This window comes from Streptomyces sp. NBC_01267 (genome assembly GCF_036241575.1).
Lineage (GTDB): Bacteria > Actinomycetota > Actinomycetes > Streptomycetales > Streptomycetaceae > Streptomyces.
The window spans coordinates 1,354,086-1,377,037 of sequence record NZ_CP108455.1 but is presented as its reverse complement, the minus strand read 5'-3'; the positions used below and the strand labels follow the sequence as shown (position 1 = coordinate 1,377,037).

20 protein-coding genes and 1 tRNA gene are annotated in these 22,952 nt (G+C 70.7%); 11 read left to right on the top strand and 10 right to left on the bottom strand.

The features are described 5' to 3' along the window. Positions 1 to 29: 29 nt before the first annotated feature. Positions 30 to 1,424: a GntT/GntP/DsdX family permease gene (locus OG709_RS06400; protein ID WP_250303241.1), complete on the bottom strand. Its 1,395-nt coding sequence runs from the start codon at positions 1,422 to 1,424 to the stop codon at positions 30 to 32. Between the two features lie 37 nt (positions 1,425 to 1,461). Beyond that, positions 1,462 to 1,971 carry a gluconokinase gene (locus OG709_RS06395; RefSeq protein WP_250303242.1) on the bottom strand — a complete coding sequence of 170 codons (510 nt, stop codon included), beginning with the start codon at positions 1,969 to 1,971 and terminating at the stop codon, positions 1,462 to 1,464. 130 nt (positions 1,972 to 2,101) lie between these two features. Between OG709_RS06395 and OG709_RS06390 the strand changes: the two genes are divergently transcribed. The 4 genes from OG709_RS06390 (at position 2,102) to OG709_RS06375 (ending at position 6,151) form a co-directional block, all read left to right on the top strand. Next, positions 2,102 to 2,803 (top strand): FadR/GntR family transcriptional regulator, encoded by a 702-nt coding sequence (locus tag OG709_RS06390; RefSeq protein ID WP_250303243.1) that lies wholly within the window; start codon positions 2,102 to 2,104, stop codon positions 2,801 to 2,803. Positions 2,804 to 2,947: 144 nt separating this feature from the next. Then, the gene (locus OG709_RS06385; protein WP_250303244.1) at positions 2,948 to 4,396 is read left to right on the top strand and encodes an amino acid permease; all 1,449 of its coding nucleotides are present in this window, start codon (positions 2,948 to 2,950) and stop codon (positions 4,394 to 4,396) included. 40 nt (positions 4,397 to 4,436) lie between these two features. Next, positions 4,437 to 5,522: an S-(hydroxymethyl)mycothiol dehydrogenase gene (locus OG709_RS06380; RefSeq protein ID WP_250303245.1), complete on the top strand. Its 1,086-nt coding sequence runs from the start codon at positions 4,437 to 4,439 to the stop codon at positions 5,520 to 5,522. Then, on the top strand, positions 5,522 to 6,151 hold the full coding sequence (locus OG709_RS06375; protein WP_250303246.1) for an MBL fold metallo-hydrolase: 630 nt from the start codon (positions 5,522 to 5,524) through the stop codon (positions 6,149 to 6,151). The genes OG709_RS06380 and OG709_RS06375 overlap by 1 nt, the downstream gene beginning before the upstream one ends. Before the next feature lie 43 nt (positions 6,152 to 6,194). Here the strand turns inward: OG709_RS06375 and OG709_RS06370 are convergent, their stop codons facing one another. Genes OG709_RS06370 through OG709_RS06360 form a run of 3 tightly spaced genes read right to left on the bottom strand, consistent with a single transcriptional unit; the run spans position 6,195 to position 8,144 of the window. After that, on the bottom strand, positions 6,195 to 7,001 hold the full coding sequence (locus tag OG709_RS06370; RefSeq protein WP_250303247.1) for an SAM-dependent methyltransferase: 807 nt from the start codon (positions 6,999 to 7,001) through the stop codon (positions 6,195 to 6,197). A gap of 46 nt (positions 7,002 to 7,047) precedes the next feature. Next, positions 7,048 to 7,284, bottom strand: coding sequence for a DUF397 domain-containing protein (locus tag OG709_RS06365; protein ID WP_250303248.1), 237 nt, complete (start codon positions 7,282 to 7,284; stop codon positions 7,048 to 7,050). Further along, positions 7,284 to 8,144 carry a helix-turn-helix domain-containing protein gene (locus tag OG709_RS06360; protein WP_250303249.1) on the bottom strand — a complete coding sequence of 287 codons (861 nt, stop codon included), beginning with the start codon at positions 8,142 to 8,144 and terminating at the stop codon, positions 7,284 to 7,286. The genes OG709_RS06365 and OG709_RS06360 overlap by 1 nt, the downstream gene beginning before the upstream one ends. A 204-nt stretch (positions 8,145 to 8,348) precedes the next feature. Here OG709_RS06360 and OG709_RS06355 point away from each other — a divergent pair, with 204 nt between their 5' ends. The 4 genes from OG709_RS06355 (at position 8,349) to OG709_RS06340 (ending at position 11,326) form a co-directional block, all read left to right on the top strand. Next, entirely contained in the window at positions 8,349 to 8,807 is a 459-nt protein-coding gene (locus OG709_RS06355; protein WP_250303250.1) for an ATP-binding protein, read from the top strand. After that, positions 8,801 to 9,157 carry a hypothetical protein gene (locus tag OG709_RS06350; protein WP_250303251.1) on the top strand — a complete coding sequence of 119 codons (357 nt, stop codon included), beginning with the start codon at positions 8,801 to 8,803 and terminating at the stop codon, positions 9,155 to 9,157. Before OG709_RS06355 ends, OG709_RS06350 begins: the two co-directional genes overlap by 7 nt. Before the next feature lie 166 nt (positions 9,158 to 9,323). Further along, positions 9,324 to 10,058: a FadR/GntR family transcriptional regulator gene (locus OG709_RS06345; RefSeq protein ID WP_329165190.1), complete on the top strand. Its 735-nt coding sequence runs from the start codon at positions 9,324 to 9,326 to the stop codon at positions 10,056 to 10,058. Further along, positions 10,055 to 11,326, top strand: coding sequence for a CynX/NimT family MFS transporter (locus tag OG709_RS06340; RefSeq protein WP_250303253.1), 1,272 nt, complete (start codon positions 10,055 to 10,057; stop codon positions 11,324 to 11,326). The genes OG709_RS06345 and OG709_RS06340 overlap by 4 nt, the downstream gene beginning before the upstream one ends. A 40-nt stretch (positions 11,327 to 11,366) precedes the next feature. Here the strand turns inward: OG709_RS06340 and OG709_RS06335 are convergent, their stop codons facing one another. The 5 genes from OG709_RS06335 to OG709_RS06315 all read right to left on the bottom strand — a co-directional run bounded on the left by OG709_RS06335 (position 11,367) and on the right by OG709_RS06315 (position 20,006). Beyond that, entirely contained in the window at positions 11,367 to 14,219 is a 2,853-nt protein-coding gene (locus OG709_RS06335; RefSeq protein ID WP_326695143.1) for an FUSC family protein, read from the bottom strand. Beyond that, entirely contained in the window at positions 14,216 to 14,680 is a 465-nt protein-coding gene (locus OG709_RS06330; protein WP_250303254.1) for a MarR family winged helix-turn-helix transcriptional regulator, read from the bottom strand. Before OG709_RS06330 ends, OG709_RS06335 begins: the two co-directional genes overlap by 4 nt. Positions 14,681 to 14,765: 85 nt before the next feature. Beyond that, positions 14,766 to 17,183: a glycosyl hydrolase family 95 catalytic domain-containing protein gene (locus OG709_RS06325; RefSeq protein ID WP_326695144.1), complete on the bottom strand. Its 2,418-nt coding sequence runs from the start codon at positions 17,181 to 17,183 to the stop codon at positions 14,766 to 14,768. A 55-nt stretch (positions 17,184 to 17,238) separates the two neighbouring features. Further along, positions 17,239 to 19,614, bottom strand: a complete 2,376-nt coding sequence (locus OG709_RS06320) for a right-handed parallel beta-helix repeat-containing protein (protein WP_250303256.1) — start codon at positions 19,612 to 19,614, stop codon at positions 17,239 to 17,241. A gap of 307 nt (positions 19,615 to 19,921) precedes the next feature. Further along, positions 19,922 to 20,006 (bottom strand) — tRNA-Leu (locus tag OG709_RS06315). 205 nt (positions 20,007 to 20,211) lie between these two features. Between OG709_RS06315 and OG709_RS06310 the strand changes: the two genes are divergently transcribed. From OG709_RS06310 to OG709_RS06300, 3 genes are all read left to right on the top strand, one after another. Beyond that, positions 20,212 to 21,528: a M20/M25/M40 family metallo-hydrolase gene (locus OG709_RS06310; RefSeq protein ID WP_250303632.1), complete on the top strand. Its 1,317-nt coding sequence runs from the start codon at positions 20,212 to 20,214 to the stop codon at positions 21,526 to 21,528. A gap of 212 nt (positions 21,529 to 21,740) precedes the next feature. Beyond that, the gene (chpH, locus tag OG709_RS06305) at positions 21,741 to 21,974 is read left to right on the top strand and encodes a chaplin ChpH (protein WP_250303257.1); all 234 of its coding nucleotides are present in this window, start codon (positions 21,741 to 21,743) and stop codon (positions 21,972 to 21,974) included. 143 nt (positions 21,975 to 22,117) lie between these two features. After that, on the top strand, positions 22,118 to 22,897 hold the full coding sequence (locus OG709_RS06300; RefSeq protein WP_250303258.1) for a chaplin: 780 nt from the start codon (positions 22,118 to 22,120) through the stop codon (positions 22,895 to 22,897). Positions 22,898 to 22,952: the final 55 nt, after the last annotated feature.

Here is a 22,952-nt window from a genome sequence, read left to right as displayed (position 1 = left end):
GGCAGGCGTACGGGGTGTCGCGCTCCGCGCTAGATGACGATCGAAAGCAGCAGGACGAAGATCAGCGAGACCACCGAGATGAGGGTCTCCATCACCGACCAGGTCTTGACCGTCTGGCCGACGTCCATGCCGAAGTACTCCTTCACCAGCCAGAAGCCCGCATCGTTGACATGGCTGAAGAAGAGCGAACCCGCACCGATCGCGAGCACCAGCAGCGACACGTGCGCGCTGGACATGTCGGCGGCGAGCGGGGCGATCAGCCCCGCGGCGGAGACGGTCGCGACCGTCGCGGAGCCGGTCGCCAGGCGGATCACCACGGCGATCAGCCAGGCCAGCAGCAGCGCCGGGATCGACCAGTCCTTGGAGATGTCCAGGACCATCTGCCCCACACCGGAGTCGATCAGGGTCTGCTTGAACCCACCGCCCGCGCCCACGATCAGCACCACACCGGCGATCGGGGCGAGCGACTTCTCGACGGTCGTCGAGAGCCGGTCCCGGGTGAATCCGGCCGCGCGGCCCAGCGTGAACATGGCCACGAGCACCGCGGCCAGCAGGGCGATCAGCGGCGAACCGGCGACGTCGAAGACGCGCTGGACGGTGTTCGCGGGGTCGTCGATCACGATGTCGACGAGCGCCTTGGCGAGCATCAGGACGACGGGCAGCAGCACGGTGCACACCGTGGCGCCGAAGCTCGGCAGCTTCTTGACGTCGGCCGAGGGGCGCTCGGGAACCATGCCGTCCGGCACCTGGATGTCGACCCAGCGGGCCGCGTAGCGGGAGAACACCGGACCCGCGATGATCACGGTCGGGATGGCGACGACCACCCCGAGTGCGAGCGTGAGACCCAGGTTGGCGTGCACGGCGTCCACGGCCACCAGCGGGCCGGGGTGCGGCGGAATGAGGCCGTGCATCACGGACAGACCGGCCAGCGCCGGGATGCCGATGCGCATCAGGGAGAAGTTGCCACGCTTGGCGACCAGCAGCACCACCGGGATCAGCAGCACGATGCCGATCTCGAAGAAGAGCGGCAGACCGACTATGGCCGCGATGAGCACCATCGCCCAGGGCATGCTGCGCCTGCTCGCCTTCGCGAGGATGGTGTCGACGATCTGGTCGGCGCCGCCGGAGTCCGCGAGGAGCTTGCCGAGGATGGCACCGAGCGCGATCAGCACACCGACGCTCGCGGTCGTGGAGCCGAGCCCCCCGGTGAAGCTGAGGATGACCTTGTCGAGCGGGGCGCCCGCGACCGCTCCCAGCACGAGCGAGCCGATGGTCAGCGACAGGAACGCGTGGAGCTTGAACTTCGTGATGAGCAGAACGATGACGGCGATGCCCGCGAGGACGGCTATCCCCAACTGGGCGTGACCGGCCGAGGATATCGGCGCTACGTCCGCTGCCAGCATCTCGACGCTGAGACTGGACACGTGGATTCCTTCGAGTTCGTACGGTGGGTAGAGGGTGCTACTGACCGAGGCGGCGCAGCGCTGCCACGGCCCGCTCGGTGATGTCCTCAGGCGTGCCTGAGATGTCGACGGCGACGCCGGTCTCGTCCGGCTCCAGCGGCTGGAGCGCGGCGAACTGCGAGTCCAGGAGCGCGGTGGGCATGAAGTGGCCCTTGCGCTCCGCCATCCGCTCCTCGATCAGGGCGCGGTCGCCGGTCAGATGCAGGAAGACGATGCCCGGCGCCTCGGCGCGCAGGCGGTCCCGGTAGGAACGCTTGAGCGCCGAGCTGCTGACCACCCCGCCGAGCCCCGCCCGGCCGTGTGCCCACTGGCCTATCGCATCGAGCCAGGGCCACCGGTCCGCGTCCTGGAGGGGTGTGCCGGCGGCCATCTTGGCGATGTTCGCCGGCGGGTGGAAGTCGTCGCCCTCGGCGTACGGAACGCCCAGTGCGGCGGAGAGCAGCGGACCGATCGTGGTCTTGCCGGTCCCTGCCACGCCCATCAGGACGACGACTTTCGGGGTGCTCATCGGTGGTGCCTCGTCTTCTTCGACATGGGTCCGTCGCGATACTGAAACCCATTAGGTACGACTTATTCAAGAGGTTGTGACCTAAAAGTCATACGTAATGTGAACGCGATGCGCATCGTAGGGTGAGCCCATGACCAATCAGGGCCCGGGGCTGCACGCCCATGTGCTGGGCAATCTCGGTCCCTCGATCACCTCGGGGGAGTACCCGCCGGGCAGCGTGCTGCGGACCGACGAGCTCGCCCAGCGCTTCGAGGTCTCCCGCACGGTGATCCGCGAGGCGGTCCGCGTCCTGGAGTCGATGCGGCTCGTGGAGTCCCGGCGCCGGGTCGGGGTGACCGTCCGGCCCACCGAGGAGTGGAACGTCTACGACCCGCAGGTCATCCGGTGGCGGCTGGCCGGGGCCGACCGGCCGCGCCAGCTCCGCTCGCTGACCGTCCTGCGGTACTCCGTGGAACCGGTCGCGGCCGGGCTCGCCGCCCGGCACGCCACACCGGAGCAGTGCGCCGCCCTGACCGAGCAGGCGCTCGGCATGGTCGCCACCTCCCGCGGCCAGCAGCTGCCCGCGTACCTCGTCCACGACATCGCCTTCCACCGCCTGGTGCTGCACGGTTCGGGCAACGAGATGTTCGCGCGGCTCGGTGACGTGGTCGCCGAGGTCCTCGCCGGACGCACCGAGCACCAGGTGATGTTCGACGACCCCGACCCCGCCGCGGTGACCCTGCACGTACAGGTCGCGGAGGCGGTACGGGAGGGCGACGCGGACCGCGCCGAGGACCTCACGAGAGAGATCGCGGTCGGCGCCCTGAAGGAACTCGACGTCCTGGCGCCCTGACCGCGCGCGGTTTCAAACATTCTGTGAAAAAGACGGCAATCGGTTCCCGGGCCACGGACGGCCCTTCTACGCTGACGCCCTGATCAGCCGGTCCTCCCCCATCACACCGGCAGTCCAGTCCCCCCACGTAAGGCGACGCACCACATGAGTGACCGCACCATCACCGCGGAAGCAGTCGTTCCCTCTCCGCACGTCGATGCCGGAGACGAGGGCTACAGCAAAGACCTGAAGTCCCGCCACATCAACATGATCGCCATCGGTGGCGCCATCGGCACCGGTCTCTTCCTCGGCGCGGGCGGCCGGATGGCAGGCGCGGGCCCCTCGCTGGCCATCGCCTACGCGATCTGCGGCGCGTTCGCCTTCTTCGTCGTACGGGCGCTCGGCGAGCTCGTGCTCTACCGTCCGTCCTCCGGCGCGTTCGTCAGCTACGCCCGTGAGTTCATGGGCGAGAAGGGTGCCTACACCGCGGGCTGGCTGTACTTCCTCAACTGGTCGACCACCGCGGTCGCCGACATCACGGCCGCCGCGACCTACGCCCACTTCTGGGCGATGTTCAGCTCGGTCCCGCAGTGGGTCTGCGCCCTGGTCGCGCTGGCCGTGGTGCTCACCGCCAACCTCATCTCGGTCCGCTACTTCGGCGAGATGGAGTTCTGGTTCGCGATCATCAAGGTCGCGGCGCTGGTCGCCTTCATGTGCATCGGCATCTACCTGGTGGTCACCCAGCACCAGGTCGACGGGCACACCCCCGGGATCGCCACCATCGGCGACAACGGGGGCATCTTCCCCAAGGGCATGATGCCGATGCTGCTGGTCATCCAGGGCGTCGTCTTCGCCTACGCCTCCGTCGAACTGTGCGGCGTGGCCGCGGGCGAGACGGAGAACCCCGCGAAGATCATCCCCAAGGCCATCAACTCGATCATGTGGCGGGTCGGCATCTTCTACGTCGGCTCCGTGGTGCTCCTGGCGCTGCTGCTCCCGTACACCGCGTACTCCGACGGCGAGAGCCCCTTCGTGACCGTGCTCGCCAAGATCGGCGTACCGGGGGCGGCCGGGGTGATGAACCTGGTCGTGCTGACCGCCGCGCTCTCCAGCCTCAACTCCGGCCTGTACTCCACCGGCCGCATCCTGCGCTCGATGGCGCTCGCCGGGTCCGCGCCCCGGTTCACCGGCCGGATGAACAAGGGGCAGGTGCCCTACGGCGGCATCCTGCTCACCGCGGGCTTCGGTGTGCTGGGTGTCGTGCTCAACTACCTCGTCCCCGGCAAGGCGTTCGAGATCGTCCTCAACTTCGCCTCGATCGGCATCCTGGGCACCTGGGGCATGGTCATGCTCTGCTCGCTGCTCTTCTGGCAGCGTTCGCGGGAGGGCCGGGTCAGCCGTCCGGCGTACCGGCTGCCGTGGGCCCCGTACACCCAGATCGTCACCCTCTGCTTCCTGGTCGTCGTGGCGTTCCTGATGTGGTGGGGCGGGGGAGTGGGCCGTACGACCGTGGAGTGCCTGCCGCTGATCGCCGCGGCGCTGGTCGGCGGCTGGTTCCTGGTGCGCGGCCGGGTCGCCGCCGTCGCCGCGGAGCGTCAGGGCCTGGGAGACTGAACCGACATACCGCTCGGTGACACGGAAGGCTGTTGACGGCATGACGCAGCAGGTCCAAGGGGTTGTGGCCCCAGGCAAGAACGAACCTCTCCGCGTGGAGACGATCCTGGTCCCGGACCCGGGCCCCGGCGAGGCCGTGGTCAAGGTCCAGGCCTGCGGCGTCTGCCACACGGACCTCCACTACCAGCAGGGCGGGATCAACGACGACTTCCCGTTCCTGCTCGGGCACGAGGCGGCGGGGATCGTCGAGTCGGTGGGCGCGGGCGTCACCGACGTGGCCCCCGGCGACTTCGTGATCCTCAACTGGCGCGCGGTGTGCGGCCAGTGCCGGGCCTGTCTGCGCGGCCGGCCGCAGTACTGCTTCGACACGCACAACGCGAAGCAGAAGATGACCCTCACCGACGGAACGGTGCTCACCCCGGCGCTGGGCATCGGCGCCTTCGCCGAGAAGACGCTCGTCGCGTCCGGCCAGTGCACCAAGGTCGACCCGGCCGTGTCCCCGGCCGTCGCCGGGCTCCTCGGCTGCGGGGTGATGGCCGGCATCGGCGCCGCCATCAACACCGGACAGGTCGGACGCGGCGACTCGGTGGCGGTCATCGGCTGCGGCGGCGTCGGTGACGCGGCCGTCGTCGGCGCCCGGCTCGCCGGAGCGGCCCGGATCATCGCCGTCGACATCGACGACAAGAAGCTCGCGACCGCCGTGAAGATGGGGGCCACGCACACCGTCAACTCCCGTACGACGGACCCGGTCGAGGCGATCCGCGAACTCACCGGCGGCTTCGGCGCGGACGTCGTGATCGAGGCGGTCGGCCGCCCCGAGACGTACCAGCAGGCCTTCTACGCCCGTGACCTGGCGGGGACGGTCGTCCTGGTGGGCGTCCCGACGCCGGAGATGCGGCTGGAACTCCCGCTCATCGACGTCTTCGGACGCGGCGGCGCGCTCAAGTCCTCCTGGTACGGGGACTGCCTGCCGTCCCGTGACTTCCCGATGCTCGTCGACCTGCACCAGCAGGGCCGGATCGACCTCGGCGCCTTCGTCACCGAGACCATCCGGCTCGACGAGGTGGAGAACGCCTTCGCGCGGATGCACGAGGGCGATGTGCTGCGCTCGGTGGTGGAGTTCTGATGGCGGCCCGCATCGACCGTCTCGTCACCTCCGGGACCTTCTCGCTCGACGGCGGCACCTGGGACGTCGACAACAACGTCTGGATCGTCGGCGACGACCGGGAGGCGGTCGTCATCGACGCCGCCCACGACGCCGCCGCCATCGAGGACGCGCTCGGCGGCCGTACGCTGCGCGCCATCATCTGCACGCACGCGCACAACGACCACATCGACGCGGCGCCCGCACTCGCCGCCGCGACCGGGGCACCGATCCTGCTGCACCCGGACGATCTGCCGCTGTGGAAGATGACGCACCCGGACCGGCTCCCCGACGGTGAACTCACCGACGGACAGACCCTCTCCGTCGCGGGCACCGGGCTGACGGTGCTGCACACACCGGGTCACGCGCCGGGTGCGGTCTGTCTGTACGCCCCCGAGCTGGCCACCGTCTTCACCGGGGACACGCTCTTCCAGGGCGGGCCCGGCGCGACGGGACGTTCGTTCTCGGACTACCCGACGATCGTCGCGTCCATCCGCGACCGGCTGCTGGCACTGGACGGCGACACGGTGGTGTGCACCGGCCACGGTGACTCCACCACGATCGGCGCGGAGGCCCCGAGCCTGCCGGAATGGCTGGCGCGGGGCCACTGAGAAGGTGCCGGACGGCCTCTGAGGCTGCGGGAAGCCCGGCAGGTCAGCGCTTGCGGGCGACGCCCACCCAACCGGGGATCGGGTCGTCGCCCGCGACCGGCACGGGCTCACCGAGCTCCGGCCGCCACTCGGCGGCCAGCGAGACCCCCGGCTCGATCAGCTCGAAGTCCGCGAAGAACCGGGCCGTCTCCTCGCGCGAACGGGGCCGCAGGGTCAGGCCCCTGGCGCGGTACATCGCCGCGGCCTTCGCCGAACCCTCCGGGTCGAAGTCCCCCGTGACGTGCGAGAGCACGAGACAACTGCCGGACGCCAGCGGCTCCATCAGCCGGTTCACCAGGTCGTACGCGTCCTCGTCGGCCACGAAGTGCAGCAGGGCCACCAGGGAGAGCGCGATCGGCCGGTCGAAGTCGAGGATCTTCCCGGCCGCTTCGATGATGGTGGCGGGTTCACGCGCGTCCGCCTGGATGTAGTCGGTCGCCCCCTCGGGGGAGGAGTGCAGCAGCGCCGCGGCGTGCGCCAGCACGATCGGGTCGTTGTCGCAGTAGACGATCCGGGCGTCCGGCGCGGACCGCTGGGCGATCTGGTGGAGATTGGGCTCGGTCGGTATGCCGGTGCCGACGTCCAGGAACTGACGCATGCCGCTCTCCGCGAGACAGCGGGTCGCGCGGTGCATGAACGCCCGGTTGACCCGCGCCATCTCCCTGCCCCGCGAATCCAGGGCGAGCAGTTGCTCGGCCATCTCCTGATCGACCGGGTAGTTGTCCTTGCCGCCCAGGAACCAGTCGTACATCCGCGCGGGATGGGGCTTGCTGGTGTCGATGTGGACGGATGCGGGCTCTGCTCCGGTCATGTGACGCTCCAGAAGTGGAAGGCGATACGGACAAAAGGTGCAGTAGTCAGGTGAGGAGGAAGTCGGCCTGGCCGGACTTGGCCCCCTGGATGAACGCGGCGATCTCGCCGGTGGAGTAGATGAGCGCGGGGCCTTCAGGGTCGGTCGACTGGCGTACGGCGACCCTGCCGTCGGCCAGCTTCATGGCCTCCACGCAGTTGCCGCCGTTGCCGCCGCTCCATGGCTTGTGCCAGCCCTCGGCACCGAGGTCCGCGGCGGGCATGCCGTTGTATATGCGATCCATTACAGCTCCTTGCGGAAATCCTTGAGGATCTCCTTCGTGCGTTGTGCAGTCGCGGCCTGAGCCGCCATGCGGTCCATGACCTCCAGGTGGGCCGCCACCTCCGGACGTGAGTCGAGGTAGACGGCGCCGGTCAGGTACTCGCTGTAGACCATGTCGGGCAGTTCGGGAACGGCGAACCGGAACAGCACGAAGGGGCCGTAGGTCCCCGGGTGGTGTCCGCTCGCGAATTCCGCGATCTGCAGGGTGACATGAGGCAGTTCGGCGACCTGCAGCAGCTTGTCGACCTGCCCCCGCATGACGTCGGGGCCGCCCGCGTGACGCCGGAGCACCGTTTCGTCCATCACGACCCACAGTGTCGGAGCATCCGGCCGCGTCAGCAGCGACTGCCGCTCCATGCGCAGCGCGACGTGCCGCTCGATGTCCTCCGGCCGGGTCTCGCCGACCGCGCCGCTCATCATGACGGCGCGCGCGTACCCCTCCGTCTGGAGCAGGCCGGGAACGAAGTGCGGCTCGTACTGCCTGATGAGCGCCGCGGCGCCCTCCAGGCTGACGTACATGCTGAACCAGTCGGGCAGGATCCCGTGGAACCTCTGCCACCAGCCGGGCTGGTTGGCCTCTTCGGCGAGCTCGACGAACGCGTCGGTCTCGGCCTCGTTGTTCCCGTACGCCTTCAGCAGTAACTGCACATAGGGGATCTTCAGCGCCACCTCGGCGGTCTCCATCCGACGGATGGTGGCCGGGGCGACCCGGAGTACCTTGGCAGCCTGTTCGCGACTCAAGTCGGCTTGCTCGCGCAGTACTTGCAGGCGCTTGCCGAGCACGACCTGGCCGACGGTCGGGGCGGACCGCGGCTCACTCAACTGAGACCTCCACATGGGCAGTTGTCCAGCAGTCTGCCATGCCCGTCCCGTCCATGAAACGCCACTCTGAACATTTCAAAGTGCCTCTTGCCAAGGTGTCCGATACGGAGGAGAGTAGACGGGCGAAGCAGTTCACGCGACTGGCGTGCGCCCATGGGGGATGGCGCGGCAGTCGCGGTACCCCCCACCGTGAGGATTTCGGCTGTGGCTCCAGGCACCGCGCTCATCCCCCAGCTCATCGACCGGTGCCCCGGGAGTGACGTACGGCGCTACGCATTCGAATTACCAGCACGTACCGACTCCGTCGCCCGCGCCCGTCGCCTGGCACGGAATCGGCTCGCCTGCTGGGACTTCTCCGAGGATGCCAGCGATACCGCGCTGTTGATCATCTCGGAACTGGTCACCAACGCGGTCGTGCACACGGCGGGTGATCACATCGCCTGTGAACTCCGTGACAACGGCGGCCAGTTGCGCATCGCGATACAGGACCAGGGGCACGCCTCCGCCGGTCCGCAGCTCTGCCGCACCCCCGAGGGGGAGCACGGCAGGGGTCTGCTGCTGGTCGACGCCGTGAGCAGCTCCTGGGGGGTGCGCGAGGCGGTGCACGGCCCCGGCAGGCTGGTCTGGGCGGAGCTGGAGCGCGACGCGGGGCGGCCGTGCTGAGGAACGCGCTCGCGCGCGTCCCGGCGCTCTCCACCCCGCTCGGCTGCGACGCGGTGGGCGTGCCCGACCACCACGGATTCCGGCTGCTGGCGCGGCTTCCCAACCCGGGCTGCGTGTTCGCCGACGACGACTGGTGGTGGTGGATCGTCCCCGCCGGGTCCGACCTCGAACTCGCCTGGCCTTCGCAGGTGCGCTACGCCCCCGGCGCCTACGCCCCGGCGTCACGTCCCCGCCTGCTCCACTGGCCGGAGGACTCCCTGCCCTACACGCCGCCGATCCCGCTCTACCTCATGGTGTGCCAGCTCGTGGGCGCGGTGCCCGACTGGGGCGGACCACTGACACCCGCCTGACCGGCCGGGTCCGGCGCGGGCGGGCGGACCGGCCCCGCCGGGTTGCCCTCGGGGCTGTCCGGCTCGCCATCCGCTGCCTTCCTTCCTGTTTCACCCGACCCCGTACACCCATGGATTCAAACATGGGATGTTAGGTTGATGGGAGTTATTCAATCTGGAGGTGGACATGCCGCTGCGCGCGACGGAGCGCTCCAGCCTGGTCGGACGGGTGATCGACCAGCTGCAGACCCTGATCGAATCCCGGGAGTGGCCGGTCGGTACGAAGATTCCCGCCGAGCCGGTCCTGGTGGAACTGCTCGGTGTCGGGCGCAACACCGTGCGCGAGGCCGTACGCGCACTCGTCCACAGCGGCATGCTGGAGCCGCGCCAGGGGGACGGGACCTATGTACGCGCCGCCGACGATCTCGGTGCCGCGCTGCTGCGGCGGCTGCGCCGGGCGAGCCATCTGGAGGCGCTGGAGGTCCGTGCCGGACTGGAGCGCGACGCCGCCCGGCTGGCGGCCGAACGCCGTACCCCCGAGGACGTGACCGCGCTGCGTGCCGCCCTGCGCCGGCGTGACGAGGCCCGGCAGGACCCCGATACCGGGAGGTTCGTCGACGCGGACGTCACCTTCCACCAGGCGGTCGTCGCCGCCGCGCACAACGGCATGCTCGCCGATCTGTACGGCCATCTCACCGAGGGGCTGCGCGCCGCGGTCACCTCCGTCGCCCATGCCCCGCTGCCGGACGGGCCGCGCTTCCAACTGGACTCGCACGCCGCCCTCGTGGACGCGATCGAAGCGGGCGACGCCGACCGGGCCATCGGCTGTGTCGAGAACTACATCAACGAGACCATCGCCTCCGTACGGACCCTGCAGGACGCGGATCCGCTGCCCGGCGAGAACACCGGAGCCGGCTCATGAAGAATGCCCGCACGCAGCAGGCCGCGACGCACCGGCAGCAGGAGCGCATACCGTCCGCACCGGCCTCCGGCGTACGGCCCGGCGGGCTCCTCGCCTTCGGCGTGATCGTCCTGGCCCTGAATCTGCGCCCGGCCCTGGTCGCCGCCTCCCCGCTGCTCGACACCATCCGCACCGACACCGGCATGTCCGCCACCGCCGTCGGGCTGCTGACCACCCTGCCGCTGCTCTGCTTCGGACTGCTGGCCCCCTTCGCACCACGGCTGGGACGCAGGTTCGGCATGGAACCCGCCCTCCTCGGCACCATGGTGCTGATCTGCGCCGGAACCGCGCTGCGGCTGATCCCGTCGATGGCCGCGCTGCTCGGCGGCACCGTGATCGTCGGTGCGGGCATCGCCGTCGCCAACGTCCTGCTGCCCGGAGTCATCAAGCGCGACTTCCCCGACCGGGTCGGCCTGATGACGGGCCTCTACTCGATGTCGCTGTTCGGCGGAGCCGCACTGGCGGCCGGCATCACCGTTCCCGTCGAGCACGCCGCCCACCTGGACTGGCGCACCACGCTCGCCCTGTGGGGGCTGCTGGCGGTACTGGCGGTGCTCGTCTGGGCCCCGCAGCTCCGGCGCCACAGCCGCCCCACCGCGGCCGAGGCGAGCGGCGCCGCGCACCCGGTCCGGGGGCTCTGGCGCCACCCGGTCGCCTGGCTGGTCGCGGGCTACATGGGCCTGCAGTCCCTCTCGTACTACGCCGCCGCCGCATGGCTGCCGACCATTCTGAGCAGTGCGGGAATGGCGGAGGGCACCGCCGGGTGGATGCTCTCCTTCTCCAGCTTGCTGGGGATCGCCGGGGCGTTCTTCACCCCGGTCCTCGCCTCGCGCGGGGTGCGTCCCGGACTGCTGGCCACGGTCGGCGCCGTGCTGACCGTGGCCGGTTTCGCCGGGCTGATCGTCGCTCCGGTGGGCGCGGCGTACCTCTGGATGGTGCTGCTCGGGCTCGGCCAGGGCGCGGCCATCTCGCTGGCCATGCTGTTCATCGTGGAGCGGGCACCGGACGGCCGGCACGCCGCCCAGCTGTCGAGCATGGCGCAGTGCTGCGGCTATCTGCTGGCCGCGGCCGGGCCGCTCGCCCTGGGCGCCGTGCACCAGGTGAGCGACAGCTGGACGGTGCCGCTGGTGCTGCTCATCGTGCTGCTGGTGCCGCAGGCGGTCATCGGTGTCGGCGCCGCCCGCGACCGGCACGCGGCGCCGGACCAGGGACCGCGGACACAGGACTGACGAACCGGGTCCGGCGGGCGCGGGCCCGCCGGACCCGGGCTCACTGCTGTGACGCGGACTTCAGCAGGATGTCGTGGTGCATCTCGCCCGCCGCGAGCTCCACCGTGAGGAACTCGGCGCGCGGGGCGTGCGACGAACCGGCGGCGATGAGCGTGTAGGTGCCGGGCTCCAGACCGGTGATCCGGTAGCGCCCGGCGACCGCGCGTACCCCTGCCCGGCGCTTGCCGCGGGCGCCGACCACCGTGATCCACGCGTCGCAGTCGGCGGGGTGGTCCGGGCACCGCAGGGAACCGCTGACCGTGACCGGACCTCCTGCGCCGCGCGTCCGTTCCCGTCCGGCGTTCTCCGTACGCGCGATGGCCACCGCGCCCGGTCCGGCATCCGGCGAAGAGACCAATGTGTCCGTCGCCACCGGGGGCGCGGCGTCGGCCGCGCCCGGTCCGCGGGCTTCCGGCGCCCGGTCCGGCTTCCGCTCGTCGGCCCGCCGGGTGTGTACCGCCCAGGCCGCCAGGACCTCCTGGGTACGGCGTTCCTGCGGCGTGGCGGCCGGTACCCGGGGAACTTCGGCGGGTGCCGGCCGCCGGTCGGCGGACGCGGCGACGGCCCGCAGCCCGAGGCCCTCGGCGAATCCCGCCAGCACCTCGTCCAGCGCCGCCAGTTCCCTGAGCGCGGTGTGCAGCCGGTCGGCGCGCGGCCCGGCCGGGGCCCGCAGTTGCGCTTCGAGCTCCCGCACCAGCGGGCTCACCCGCACCCAGGTGCCGCCCGGTTCACCGGTCGAGAAGTGCCGGTCGAGCGCGTGCAGGGACTCCAGGAAGGTCCGGGTGATCCGTTCGGCGTGACCGGTGAGCCGGGGCCCGAGGTCGATGTCGACGTCGGCCGCCGCGGCGAGCGCCCGCGCGTGCGCGGTGGCCGTGGCGAGGAGCGCGAGCCGGTTCTCGGCACCACGCCCCCGTACGCCCAGCGGCATCCGGACCAGCGGCCGGGCCACACCGCGGACCTGGAACAGCGCCGCGTCGACCCCGCGGGCCGCGCCGCGCAGCCGGACCGGGGCCTCCGGGTCCGCCCACCGCTGCTGGATCTGGGACACCAGGTGCTCCAGCGCCGCGACATAGCCCCGGTCGGCCTCCTGGGCGATCTTCCGGGTGCTGAGCGGGAAGATCAGCGCCGCGCAGGCGGTGGCGACGAGGATGCCGAGCCCGTTGTCCAGCAGACGCTCGGCCAGCAGGTGGTCCATGCCGCTGTACGGGGTGGACATGCCGTACAGCTGGACGAGAGCCGTGACGAGCCCCACGACCCAGTAGGCGTACTGGCGTTGCATGCCCCAGGCGCCGAGGGTCAGCCCCGCCACGATGACCAGCAGCGTCCAGTAGAGGTGTCCGGGGCCGATCAGCCGGAGCAGCCAGATGCCGATCACCGCGCCGGCCACCGTGCCGGCCATCCGGTGGGCGAGCTTGCGCAGGCGTTCGTGCGTGGTGTTGGTGCCGAACAGCGTGATCATGACGCCGACCAGGCCCCAGTAGAAGCGCCGGGGGTCGATGGCGTCGGTGATCGGGCAGACGATGGCGCAGGCCACCGCCGCGTGCAGCGGCACCCGTACGTACGGGACGACTCGTTGCCATCCCGTCAGTTCCTGGGCCGCCGCGATCCGCCGGGCGACGGCGCCGGTTCCGGCCGGGCGGTTCTGTTCCAGCGCGACCGTGGGCCGGAAGGGGACCTTCGCCCGCGCCCGCGGCGCGTTCCAGCCGAGGTCGAGCCAGTGCGCGAGGGCGTCGGCGAGTGAATCCAGCAGATGGCCGACGCGACGGGCCAGTACCGCGGCCTCGGCGTCCTCGGGGCCGCAGTCCGGATCGGCGAGGACGTCACCGGCCTGCTGCTGGATGAGCCGGGCCGCCGGGTGCAGCGCGTCGGCCCGGCCGAGCGGGGTGTCGCGGGCGACGACCAGTGCCACGACCAGCGCCTCGCGCAGATGCGGGGGGACGGACAGCCGGGCCAGCCGCTGCACCGCCTGGCCGATGCCCTGCAGGGCGAGTTCGGCGTCGAAGAGGTACTGGTGGAGCAGTTCGGCGGTGTGCGGGTCGGCGGCGACCTCGGGCTGGGCGAGGCGGCCGTCGATGGTGACGGTGGTGATGTTGAGACGGCGCAGGCTCCGCCGCATCCGCTTGACCGCGGCGTCCGGGGCGGCGGGGCCGGCGTCGGGGTCCAGCGCGGCGATGGCCGCGTCGCCCACCCTGCGGGCCTCGACGACGAACGCGCGCTGGGTACGGAGCAGATCCTCCCGCGGCATCGGACAGCAGAGCAGCAGCCGGGCGGCGAGGACGGCCGCCGAGGTCACCAGGGCCACGACGAAGAGCTTCCCGCACAGGTTCAGCGGGATGTCCGCCATCACGCCGACCATGAAGGAGTTGAAGAGCATCATGCCGGTGAGCAGCGCCAGCGACCCGAACCGCGCGAGGAAGAAGGTCAGCGCGAGCGCCACCACCATCAGGGTGAGTTCCAGCGCACGGTCGTCGTGCAGCCACGCGGTGAGCGGCAGCACGGCGGAGTAGGGGAACGGCATCCACAGGATGGAGCGGGTCAGCCGGAGCGGGGTGTTCTCGGCTATGGCGAACGCGCTCATCAGCCCCATCATGCCGCCGACCATCATGCCGAGCATGGCCGGCAGGGTCAGCAGGACGGACATCCCGTACCCGACCGCGAGGCCGGTGGTGATCGAGACCAACGAGCGCCAGCCGGCCTGCAGTTGGCCCAGACCGGGGTCGGCTGCCAGTACCCCGTCCCACCAGCGTCTCGGCCCGCCGACCCGGCGGGGTGCGACGGCACCTCCCGTACGGGGTGGGCGGCCCGCCTCCTGTCCGGTGGCGGGGTCCAGGGCTTCGGTGGCTGAGGTGGTCAACTGACCTCCGGTTCGACGGCGTGCAGAAGGGTGGACACCGCATCCCGGGCCAGGCCCACGGACCGCTCCGGATCGTCGACGGCAGCGGATGACCGCAGCCCTTCGAGGAGGGCGGCGGCCATCCGCTGCCGCGCCCGCTCCAGCAGCTCTGCGCCCGCGGGCGTGAGCGACGCCTCCACGACGCGCCGGTCCCGGGAGCAGCGCTCCCGCTCGATGAGCCCGCGCTCCTCCAGCTCCTGGAGGACGACGGTCACCCGGGGCTGGGCGATGCCGGTGTAGGCGGCGATCCCGGTGACCCGGCGCGCCTCCGGCTCCAGGGCGTCGAGTACGGCGACATGGCTGCGCGGCAGCCCGAACTCCCCGGACCGGAAGAGCGCTTGGGAGAGCCGCCCGATGCCTCGCAGGAGCCCTCGGGCGGCGTCCTCGATCCGCTGCTCGTCGGGGACCGGAGATAGATGCATAGCGCAATTATATGTTGCCGCCGTACCGCCCGGTGCACCGCCTCCCTCAGGGCGGCGCACCGGGTCACCGCCGGTCCCGCACACGTCACGGCCGCAGCGTGACCTCCCGGCCCGCCTTCAGCTGGACCGTGCGGTGCCAGCTCCCGGCCCGCACCTCGGTGGTCGTGCTCACCGAACTGCGCAGGACGGCCTGGGTGACCTTCCCCGCGCTCCACTGCAGATCCACGGTGATCCCGCCACGGGCACCGACACCGGTGATCCGGCCCGCCGCGGCCCAGGCGTCGGGCAGCGCGGGAAGCAGCTCGACCACCCCGGGCCGGGAGTAGACCAGCATCTCGATCATCGCGGTCGGGGCGCCGAAGTTCGCGTCGATCTGGAGGGTGGCCCGGGAGCCGAGGTCGTACATGTCGAAGAGGTTCGGCGAGGTGCCGTTGCTGCCGCCGGTGGACGGCTTCATGACCGTACGCACCAGCTGGTACGCCTTGTCCGCGTCCTTGAGCCGCGCCCAGCTGGCCGCGCGCCAGGCGCAGCCCCAGCCGAAGCTCTCCATCCCGCGCGCCGTGAGCAGATTGCGTACGCCGGTGACCAGCGCCGCCGGGCTGTCCTGGGGGGTGATCCGGTCCCCGGGGAACAGCCCGATCAGCGGCGAGAGGTGGCGGTGCGCCGTCTCACCGAGGTTCGCCGGGGTCATCCACTCCTCCAGCCAGCCGGTCTCCGGGCTGACCTGCGGCATGTACAGCTGGGACTGGAGAGTGGCGATGGTCTTCGCGTAGGCGGCGTCCTTGGAGAGCAGCCCGGCCGCGGTGCGGTAGCTCGCGAAGAGGTCACGGACCAGTTCCTGGGCGTAGGTGATGCCCTTGGCGTCGGTCGGGCCCTGCTCCGGCGACCAGTCGCTGTCGTCGATGAGGACCTGGCGGGAGGCGCCGGTGTCCGGGTCGGTGACGGTCGTGGTGATCAGCCGCGCCTCCCAGAACTCGCAGGCGCCCTTGAGCAGGGGGTAGATCTTCTTGAGTTCCTCGCGGTCCTGGGTGTACTCGTAGTGCTGCCAGAGCGAGTTGCACAGCCAGGCGTTCCCGGCCGGGTGCCACCACCAGCCCATGCCGCCGTAGACATTGGTGGAGATGGCGGTCGTCCAGCCGGCGATCTTCCCGCTGGAGTTGCGGAACCCGTTGCGCGGGTCGTTGAACGTCTTCTGCGTGGTCACCGTCCAGGACGGCACCTGGGTGACGCAGTAGTCGAGGAACGCGTCGAAACAGTCGGACAGGCCCGCGCGGTCGGCCAGCCAGTAGTTCATCTGGACATTGATGTCCGTGTGGTAGTCGCCCATCCAGTCCGGGTCCGTGCGGTCGATCCACAGCCCCTGGAGGTTGAGCGGCACGCTGTCGCGCGAGCCGCTGATCATCAGATAGCGGCCGAACTGCAGGTAGGCGGCCTCCAGTTCCGGGTCGGCGGGCGCGCCGGTGGCGCCCAGCGCGCTGAGCCGGGCCGCGGTGTCGAGGGAGCGCTGCGCATCGGTGGAGGTACCCAGGTCGACCGTCATCCGGTTGAACAGCGGCTGGTAGTCGGCGAGATGCGTGCGCAGCAGCGCGGGGCCACCGGCCTTCGCGGCGGCCCGCAGCCTGCTCGCGGCGATGGCTCCCGGGTCGGCCGCCGGGTCCTTGTGGCCGGTGGAGGCGTCGCGGGAGTAGTTCGTGCCGCCGGTGAGGAGGACGAGTACCTCGTCGCAGCCGGTGAAGGTGACCCGGGCGCCGTCCACGGCCACCGTGCCGGTCGCGCTCGTGGCGCTCGCCGTCGCCGCGTAGGCCAGGCCGTTGGCGAACTTGCCGGTGAACGACGCGGCCTTCCCGGCGGCGTCACCCGTGGTCGTCTCGCCGTGCCACCCGCCGAGGGTGAGCGACCCCGTGTACGTGCCCCCGCCGCTCTGCGTCAGGCGGACGACGACGACGTCGTCGGGGTGGCTCGCGTACACCTCGCGCCGGTAGTCGACACCGCCCAGCGTGTAGGTGACCGTACTGAGGCCGTTGCTGAGATCGAGGGTGCGGCGGTAGCCGGTGACCTTGGACAGGTCATGGCCGGGCAGCTGGAGCGTGGCCTTGGCCAGCAGCGTGAAACTGCCGAAGTTGTCGGCGTCGTACGGGAACTGGCCGTCGCCCTGGAGGCTGTCGTTCAGCCCGCCGGTCCACAGGGTGGCATCGGTCAGGTAGAGCACGTCGTTCGCGGGGTCGCCGGTCAGCAGCGCGCCGATCCGGCCGTTCCCGATCGGCAGCCCCTGCTGGATGATCACGTTCTCGGCCGCGGGCGCCGGGTAACGCAGCACGGTGGCGGCGGCTTCGGCCACCAGGTGTGCTCCGTGGCCGGCGTGCCCGGCGTGGTGGCGGGGCGTGGCGGCGGCAGCGGTGAACGGCCGGAGACCGCCGAGCGCGAAGCCCGCCGCGAGAGTGCCGCCCGCCACCCCCAGAACGCTGCGACGCGAGGGGGCTGGCCGGTCCGGGGTGTTGCTCATCTGTCGGTCCCTTCGATGGGGTGGGTGGATCCGGGGTGTCGAAAGCTGCGGGCGGTCAGGTCCGCGCGGCGCTGCCCCGCGCCGCGGGCTGCGTGGGGGCGGAAGCGGTGACGCTTCCGCCGCGGGTCACCACCGTCAGCCGCGACGGGGGGACACCGGCGGGTGCGGTGGCGACCAGGAAGCCGGGCGAGAGCACGGTGACCTTCGTGGCGGGGACGTCCCCGAAGCTCACGCGGGCGTGCGCGTCGAAGCCGGTGCCCGCCACGAGTACGTCGGTGGGGGCGGAAGCGGATCCGCCCGGCGTGCTCTGCAGGTATCCGACGGTCGGCGCTTCCGTGGCGGCCGGATGCTGGAGGCGGCCGGCCGGTCCGGCCGAGGCCAGGGTGTCGAGCGGCAGGTCGGCGGGGCCGGGACGGGCCGGGAGCGTGCGGTTGTCGGCGAACCGGGTGTCGACCGGCGCGGGCGGCGAGCAGGCGAACTGGCCGATCGGATCGGCGGAGGCGTTACCGGTGTAGTCGAGGTGCCCGGTGGTCTCGCAGCCGCCCTGGCCGAGGGCGCCGCCCCATTCGACATTGCCGGTCCAGGCCAGCCACTGGGCGCCCGCGTCGTCGTACCAGGTGAAGTTGGAGTTGCCCTGGTCGTAGGCGACGTTGTCGGCGACCGTGAGCCCGTGCGCGATGCTCGCGGCCCGGTCGACGGAGCCGTCGGCGGCGGTGAGCGTCTGCCCCTGGTGGCCTTCCACGTACACCGCGCCGCCGTCCTTGAGGACCTGCATGAAGCGGTGGATCAGGTTGTGGCTGATGGTGTTGTCGCTGTTGATGTTGGTGGAGTTCTCCGGGTGCGCGGCATTGTCGACATGGCCCTGGATCACTCCGGCGGTGATGGCGGTGTACGGCAGGTCCCGCAGTTCGTTGTGCACGACGCTCGTGTGCTGGGTGAAGAACAGGGTGATTCCCGCCGCACTGGGGTAGTCGGCGCCGACGTGGTGGATCAGATTGCCGACGACGGTGTTGTACGCGCTGATCTCCCGGTCGTCGGCGCCCACGTCGGACGGGTGCGGATCCGTGGTGTCGCCGAGAATGATCCCGTTCCCGGAGATGTCCGCGAAGGTATTGCCCTCGACGGTGTTGTCCCGGCTCCCGTACTCCAGGACCAGCCCCGCGGCGCCGAGATGGCTGAAGGTGTTGCCCGCGAAGGTGATGCCGTGCGCGGCGGTGAACCCGACATTGCCCGGCTCCCGGGTCAGCGCCCCGAACGGGCAGGTGCCGGGCGGGGTGCCGAAGGTACAGGTGGCCTGCGGGTGGGCCGGATCGTCACCGGTCAGGCGGAGGTTGTCCTGCACATCGGCGAATCCGGCGCGGCTGCTCGGGTCCAGCCAGGTGGCGTACGAGAACTGGAGGCCGGAGAAGGTGATGTTCCGCACCGGCCGGTCCGGGGTACCGGTGCCCGTCACCAGCGAGCTGAGGCGCGGGACCTCGACATCGGTGGCCGACAGGTCCTGGCCCGCGGCGGGAACGTAGTCGAGGACGGCGCGCTCGCGGTCCAGGAACCACTGCCCGGTGTGCAGGAACGGATAGGCGTTCTCGATCCGGGTGGGCGCGGTGCCCGCCGCCATCGACGGCAGGCCGCCCGACGCCTGGGTGAAGACCGGGCGTTTGATGACATTGCCCCAACAGGGCTGCTGCATGAGGACGTTCGGACCGTCGGTGGGGGCGATCCGGCAACGCGACTGGGTCCAGGGGCCGTTACCACCCTGGTAGACGAACTCCACCCCGGACAGCGCGGCCGTACCGATCCGGCTCCGCAGGTCCTGGCCCCAGGACGCCGGGGTGGTGGTGTAGCCGCCGTCGGCAGCGGCGAAGGTGAGCTTCTGCTCGGCGGGCGTCGTCTGCGCGATCGGCGCCCGCACCCCGTCGACGTACACCTGCCGGGTGTCCAGGCCCTTCGGCACCGGAGCCTCCCAGATGCCCCGGTCCGCGTCGTGCAGCTTCCAGCCGGTGACTCGTACGGCTCCGCTCAGCACGGGATGCGCCCCCGGAGCGGCCGTCCAGTTCACCCGGTGCCCGCCGCGGCCGGAGTCCTGGGGGCCGAACCGCAGCGGCTTCGAGAGCCGGTACGTGCCGTCGCTCAGCTCGACGGACAGGTCCGCCGACCTTCCCGCTCCGGCGCCGAGCAGCTGTGCGACCCGCTGTTGGGCACCGGGGAGGGAGCACGGCCGGTGCTCCGTGCACGCGCTGCCGGTGCCGTCCGGAGCGGCGTGGAGGACCTTCGCCGGAGGCCCGGCGTGCGCGACGGCGGCCGGCGCCGCCTCACGTGCGCTGCCGGCCGCCGCTGGGGGAGCGGCAACTGCCGTACCCGGTAACGAGGAACCACCGGCCGCCGTGGCGACGACGACCATGGAGACGACCCATCGTCCGACTGCGCGAAACACCCGCCCACCCCCGAAATTGCTGGTTTAGACCACTTCGGATGGCAGCGGACTCTACTGGCGCCCAGCGGTCGGCGCCAGAGTTCGCGCACGCTGAATCGCCTTATAGATCCGATCAATTGAGTCGAGCGGCCTGGAAGAACCGGTGGAGTGTCACGGTATCGACCGGTTCGGTGACTGGCGGTGCGGATACATGGGACGTTAGCCGGGTCGGAGAGGCGGAGCCCGAAACGAACGAAGCCCGCTCCTGGCCAAAGCCGGGAACGGGCATCGAAAGCTGCTGGCGAAAAGAGCCAACGTGTATGAAAAGTGTCCGAGGGGGGACTTGAACCCCCACGCCCGATAAAGGGCACTAGCACCTCAAGCTAGCGCGTCTGCCATTCCGCCACCCGGACAAGGTGTCTGTCTCGCGGCCCTGGGCCGTTCCGACGTGGAAAACCATAGCAAACATTGGGAGGTGCTCGATCACCCGCCGGCCGGCGTGAACCCCGTATGACAACGGGCGGCCGGGCTTGGGTACGAGAGGGCGGCGCGGGAGGATGGGACGGCGGACCACCAGCAGTGACAGTGGGAGGAAACAGCGTGAGCGAGTCGAACAGGATGGACAAGGCGCAGCCCGTCTCCGGCGAGGACGAGGTCGTGGACCTCTGTCGCGATCTGATCCGGATCGACACCAGCAACTACGGCGACCACTCGGGGCCGGGGGAACGTGCCGCCGCGGAGTACGTGGCGGAGAAGCTCGCCGAGGTCGGTCTCGAACCGCAGATCTTCGAGTCCCACCCCGGACGCGCCTCGACCGTGGCCCGGATCGAGGGTGAGGACCGGTCGAGGCCCGCGCTCCTCATCCACGGCCACACCGATGTCGTACCGGCCAACGCCCAGGACTGGCAGCACCACCCCTTCGCCGGGGAGGTCGCGGACGACTGCGTGTGGGGCCGGGGCGCGGTCGACATGAAGGACATGGACGCGATGACCCTCGCGGTCGTCCGCGACCGGATGCGCAGCGGCCGTAAGCCCCCGCGCGACATCGTCCTGGCCTTCCTCGCCGACGAGGAGGCGGGCGGTACGTACGGCGCGCGGTACCTCGTGGACAAGCACCCGGGTCTCTTCGAGGGCGTGACCGAGGCCATCGGTGAGGTCGGCGGCTTCTCCTTCACCGTGAACGAGAACCTCCGGCTGTACCTCGTGGAGACCGCGCAGAAGGGCATGCACTGGATGCGGCTCACCGTCGACGGCACCGCGGGCCACGGTTCGATGACCAACAACGACAACGCCATCACCGAACTGTGCGAGGCGGTGGGGCGGCTCGGCCGGCACGAGTGGCCGGTGCGGGTCACCAAGACCGTGCGGTCCTTCCTCGACGAGCTGTCCGACGCGCTCGGCACGCCGCTCGACCCCGAGGACATGCAGGCCACGCTCGCCAAGCTCGGCGGCATCGCGAAGATGGTGGGCGCCACCCTGCGCAACTCCGCGGCGCCCACCATGCTCGGCTCCGGCTACAAGGTGAACGTCATCCCCGGACAGGCGACCGCCCACGTCGACGGCCGGTTCCTGCCCGGCTACGAGGAGGAGTTCCTGGCCGACCTCGACAAGCTGCTCGGTCCGCGGGTGCGGCGCGAGGACGTCCACGGCGACAAGGCGCTGGAGACCACCTTCGACGGCGATCTGGTGGATGCCATGCAGGTGGCGCTCAAGGCCGAGGACCCGATCGCGCGGGCCGTGCCGTACATGCTCTCCGGCGGCACCGACGCCAAGTCCTTCGACGACCTGGGAATCCGCTGCTTCGGCTTCGCGCCGCTGAAGCTGCCCCCCGAGCTGGACTTCGCCGGGATGTTCCACGGTGTCGACGAGCGGGTGCCGGTCGACGGCCTGAAGTTCGGTGTGCGCGTGCTCGACCGGTTCCTGGACAAGTGCTGAACCGGTTCCTGGGCAAGTGCTGAACCCGTTTCTGGGCAAGCGCTGAACTTGTCGTCTTCGACCGGGGAGGGGCACCGAATAATCGGCTGTACGTGCGCAACAGACCGGAAAGAGTGAATGGTCCGACCGGGTCGTAGCCCCGCCGGATTCTCCTCGTTACAGGTGATGCGGTCCGCAGTCTGGGGCCGCATTGCCAACTAGGAGGAAAACCAATGATCAAGAAGGTCGTCGCCGTTGCGGCTGCCACCGGTGGTCTGGTGCTCGCAGGTGCGGGCATGGCCATCGCGGACTCGGGCGCTCAGGGTGCTGCCGTGCACTCCCCCGGCGTGATCTCGGGCAACGTCGTCCAGGTACCGATTCACATTCCGGTGAACCTGTGCGGCAACACGATCTCCGTGATCGGGCTGCTCAACCCCGCCTTCGGCAACACGTGTGTCAACGCCTGACGTTGTTCCTCCGACCCGCAAGGGTCTGAGCCTCACCGGCCTCGGAGCGCGCGCCATGCGCTCCGGGGCCGGAGAGGCATTCGGCCCCTGGGCAATGAAGTCCGCGGGCTTTTCCGGAAGGTAGAAGGCAGGAAACGAAACCTATGCGACAGGTCACGAAGAAAGGCCTGATCACGGTGGCGGCTGCAGGCGGGGTGCTCGCCATGACTGGCGGCTACGCGCACGCCGACTCCGCGGCTGACGGCAGTGTCTCGAATTCGCCCGGTGTGCTGTCGGGCAACTCGATCCAGGCCCCGGTGAACGTGCCGGTGAACGTCTGTGGCAACACCGTCGATGTCATCGGACTGCTCAACCCGGCGTTCGGCAACAAGTGCGTCAACGCGTCGTCGGCCACGCCCGGCCCTGGGAAGTCCCACACCGGGAACCAGAACGCCGGGGGTCAGAACGCCGGTGGCCAGAACCAGGGCAGCGGCCACCACCGCACCCCCGCCCACGGCACCAGCGGCCACGGCGGCGGAGCGACGGCCGTGGGTCACACCAGTGGCTCGCCCGGCGTTCTCTCCGGCAACAGCGTGCAGCTGCCGGTCGACGTCCCCGTGAACGCCTGCGGCAACAGCGTCTCCGTCGTCGGACTGCTCAACCCGGCGTTCGGCAACGACTGCGCCAACCACGAGAGCGTCGCGCCGCCGGTCGGTGTTCCGCATCACCCCACCGAGCCGGGCACCCCGCGCGGCCACGGGCCGCACACCCCGCCGAAGCCCGCGACGCCGCACGCGCCGGTCACTCAGACGGTCTCGGTGCCCGAGGGCCCCGCGCAGCTCGCGCACACCGGATCCGCCCCGCTCGGGCTGATCATCCCGGCGAGTGCCGGAATGATGCTCGGGGGGATCATCCTGTACCGGCGCTCCAGGGCAGCCGCGTAACAGATCGCTGAACCGCTCGCGTACGTACGGAAAGGAGCGGGTCCCGCAGCCGCGG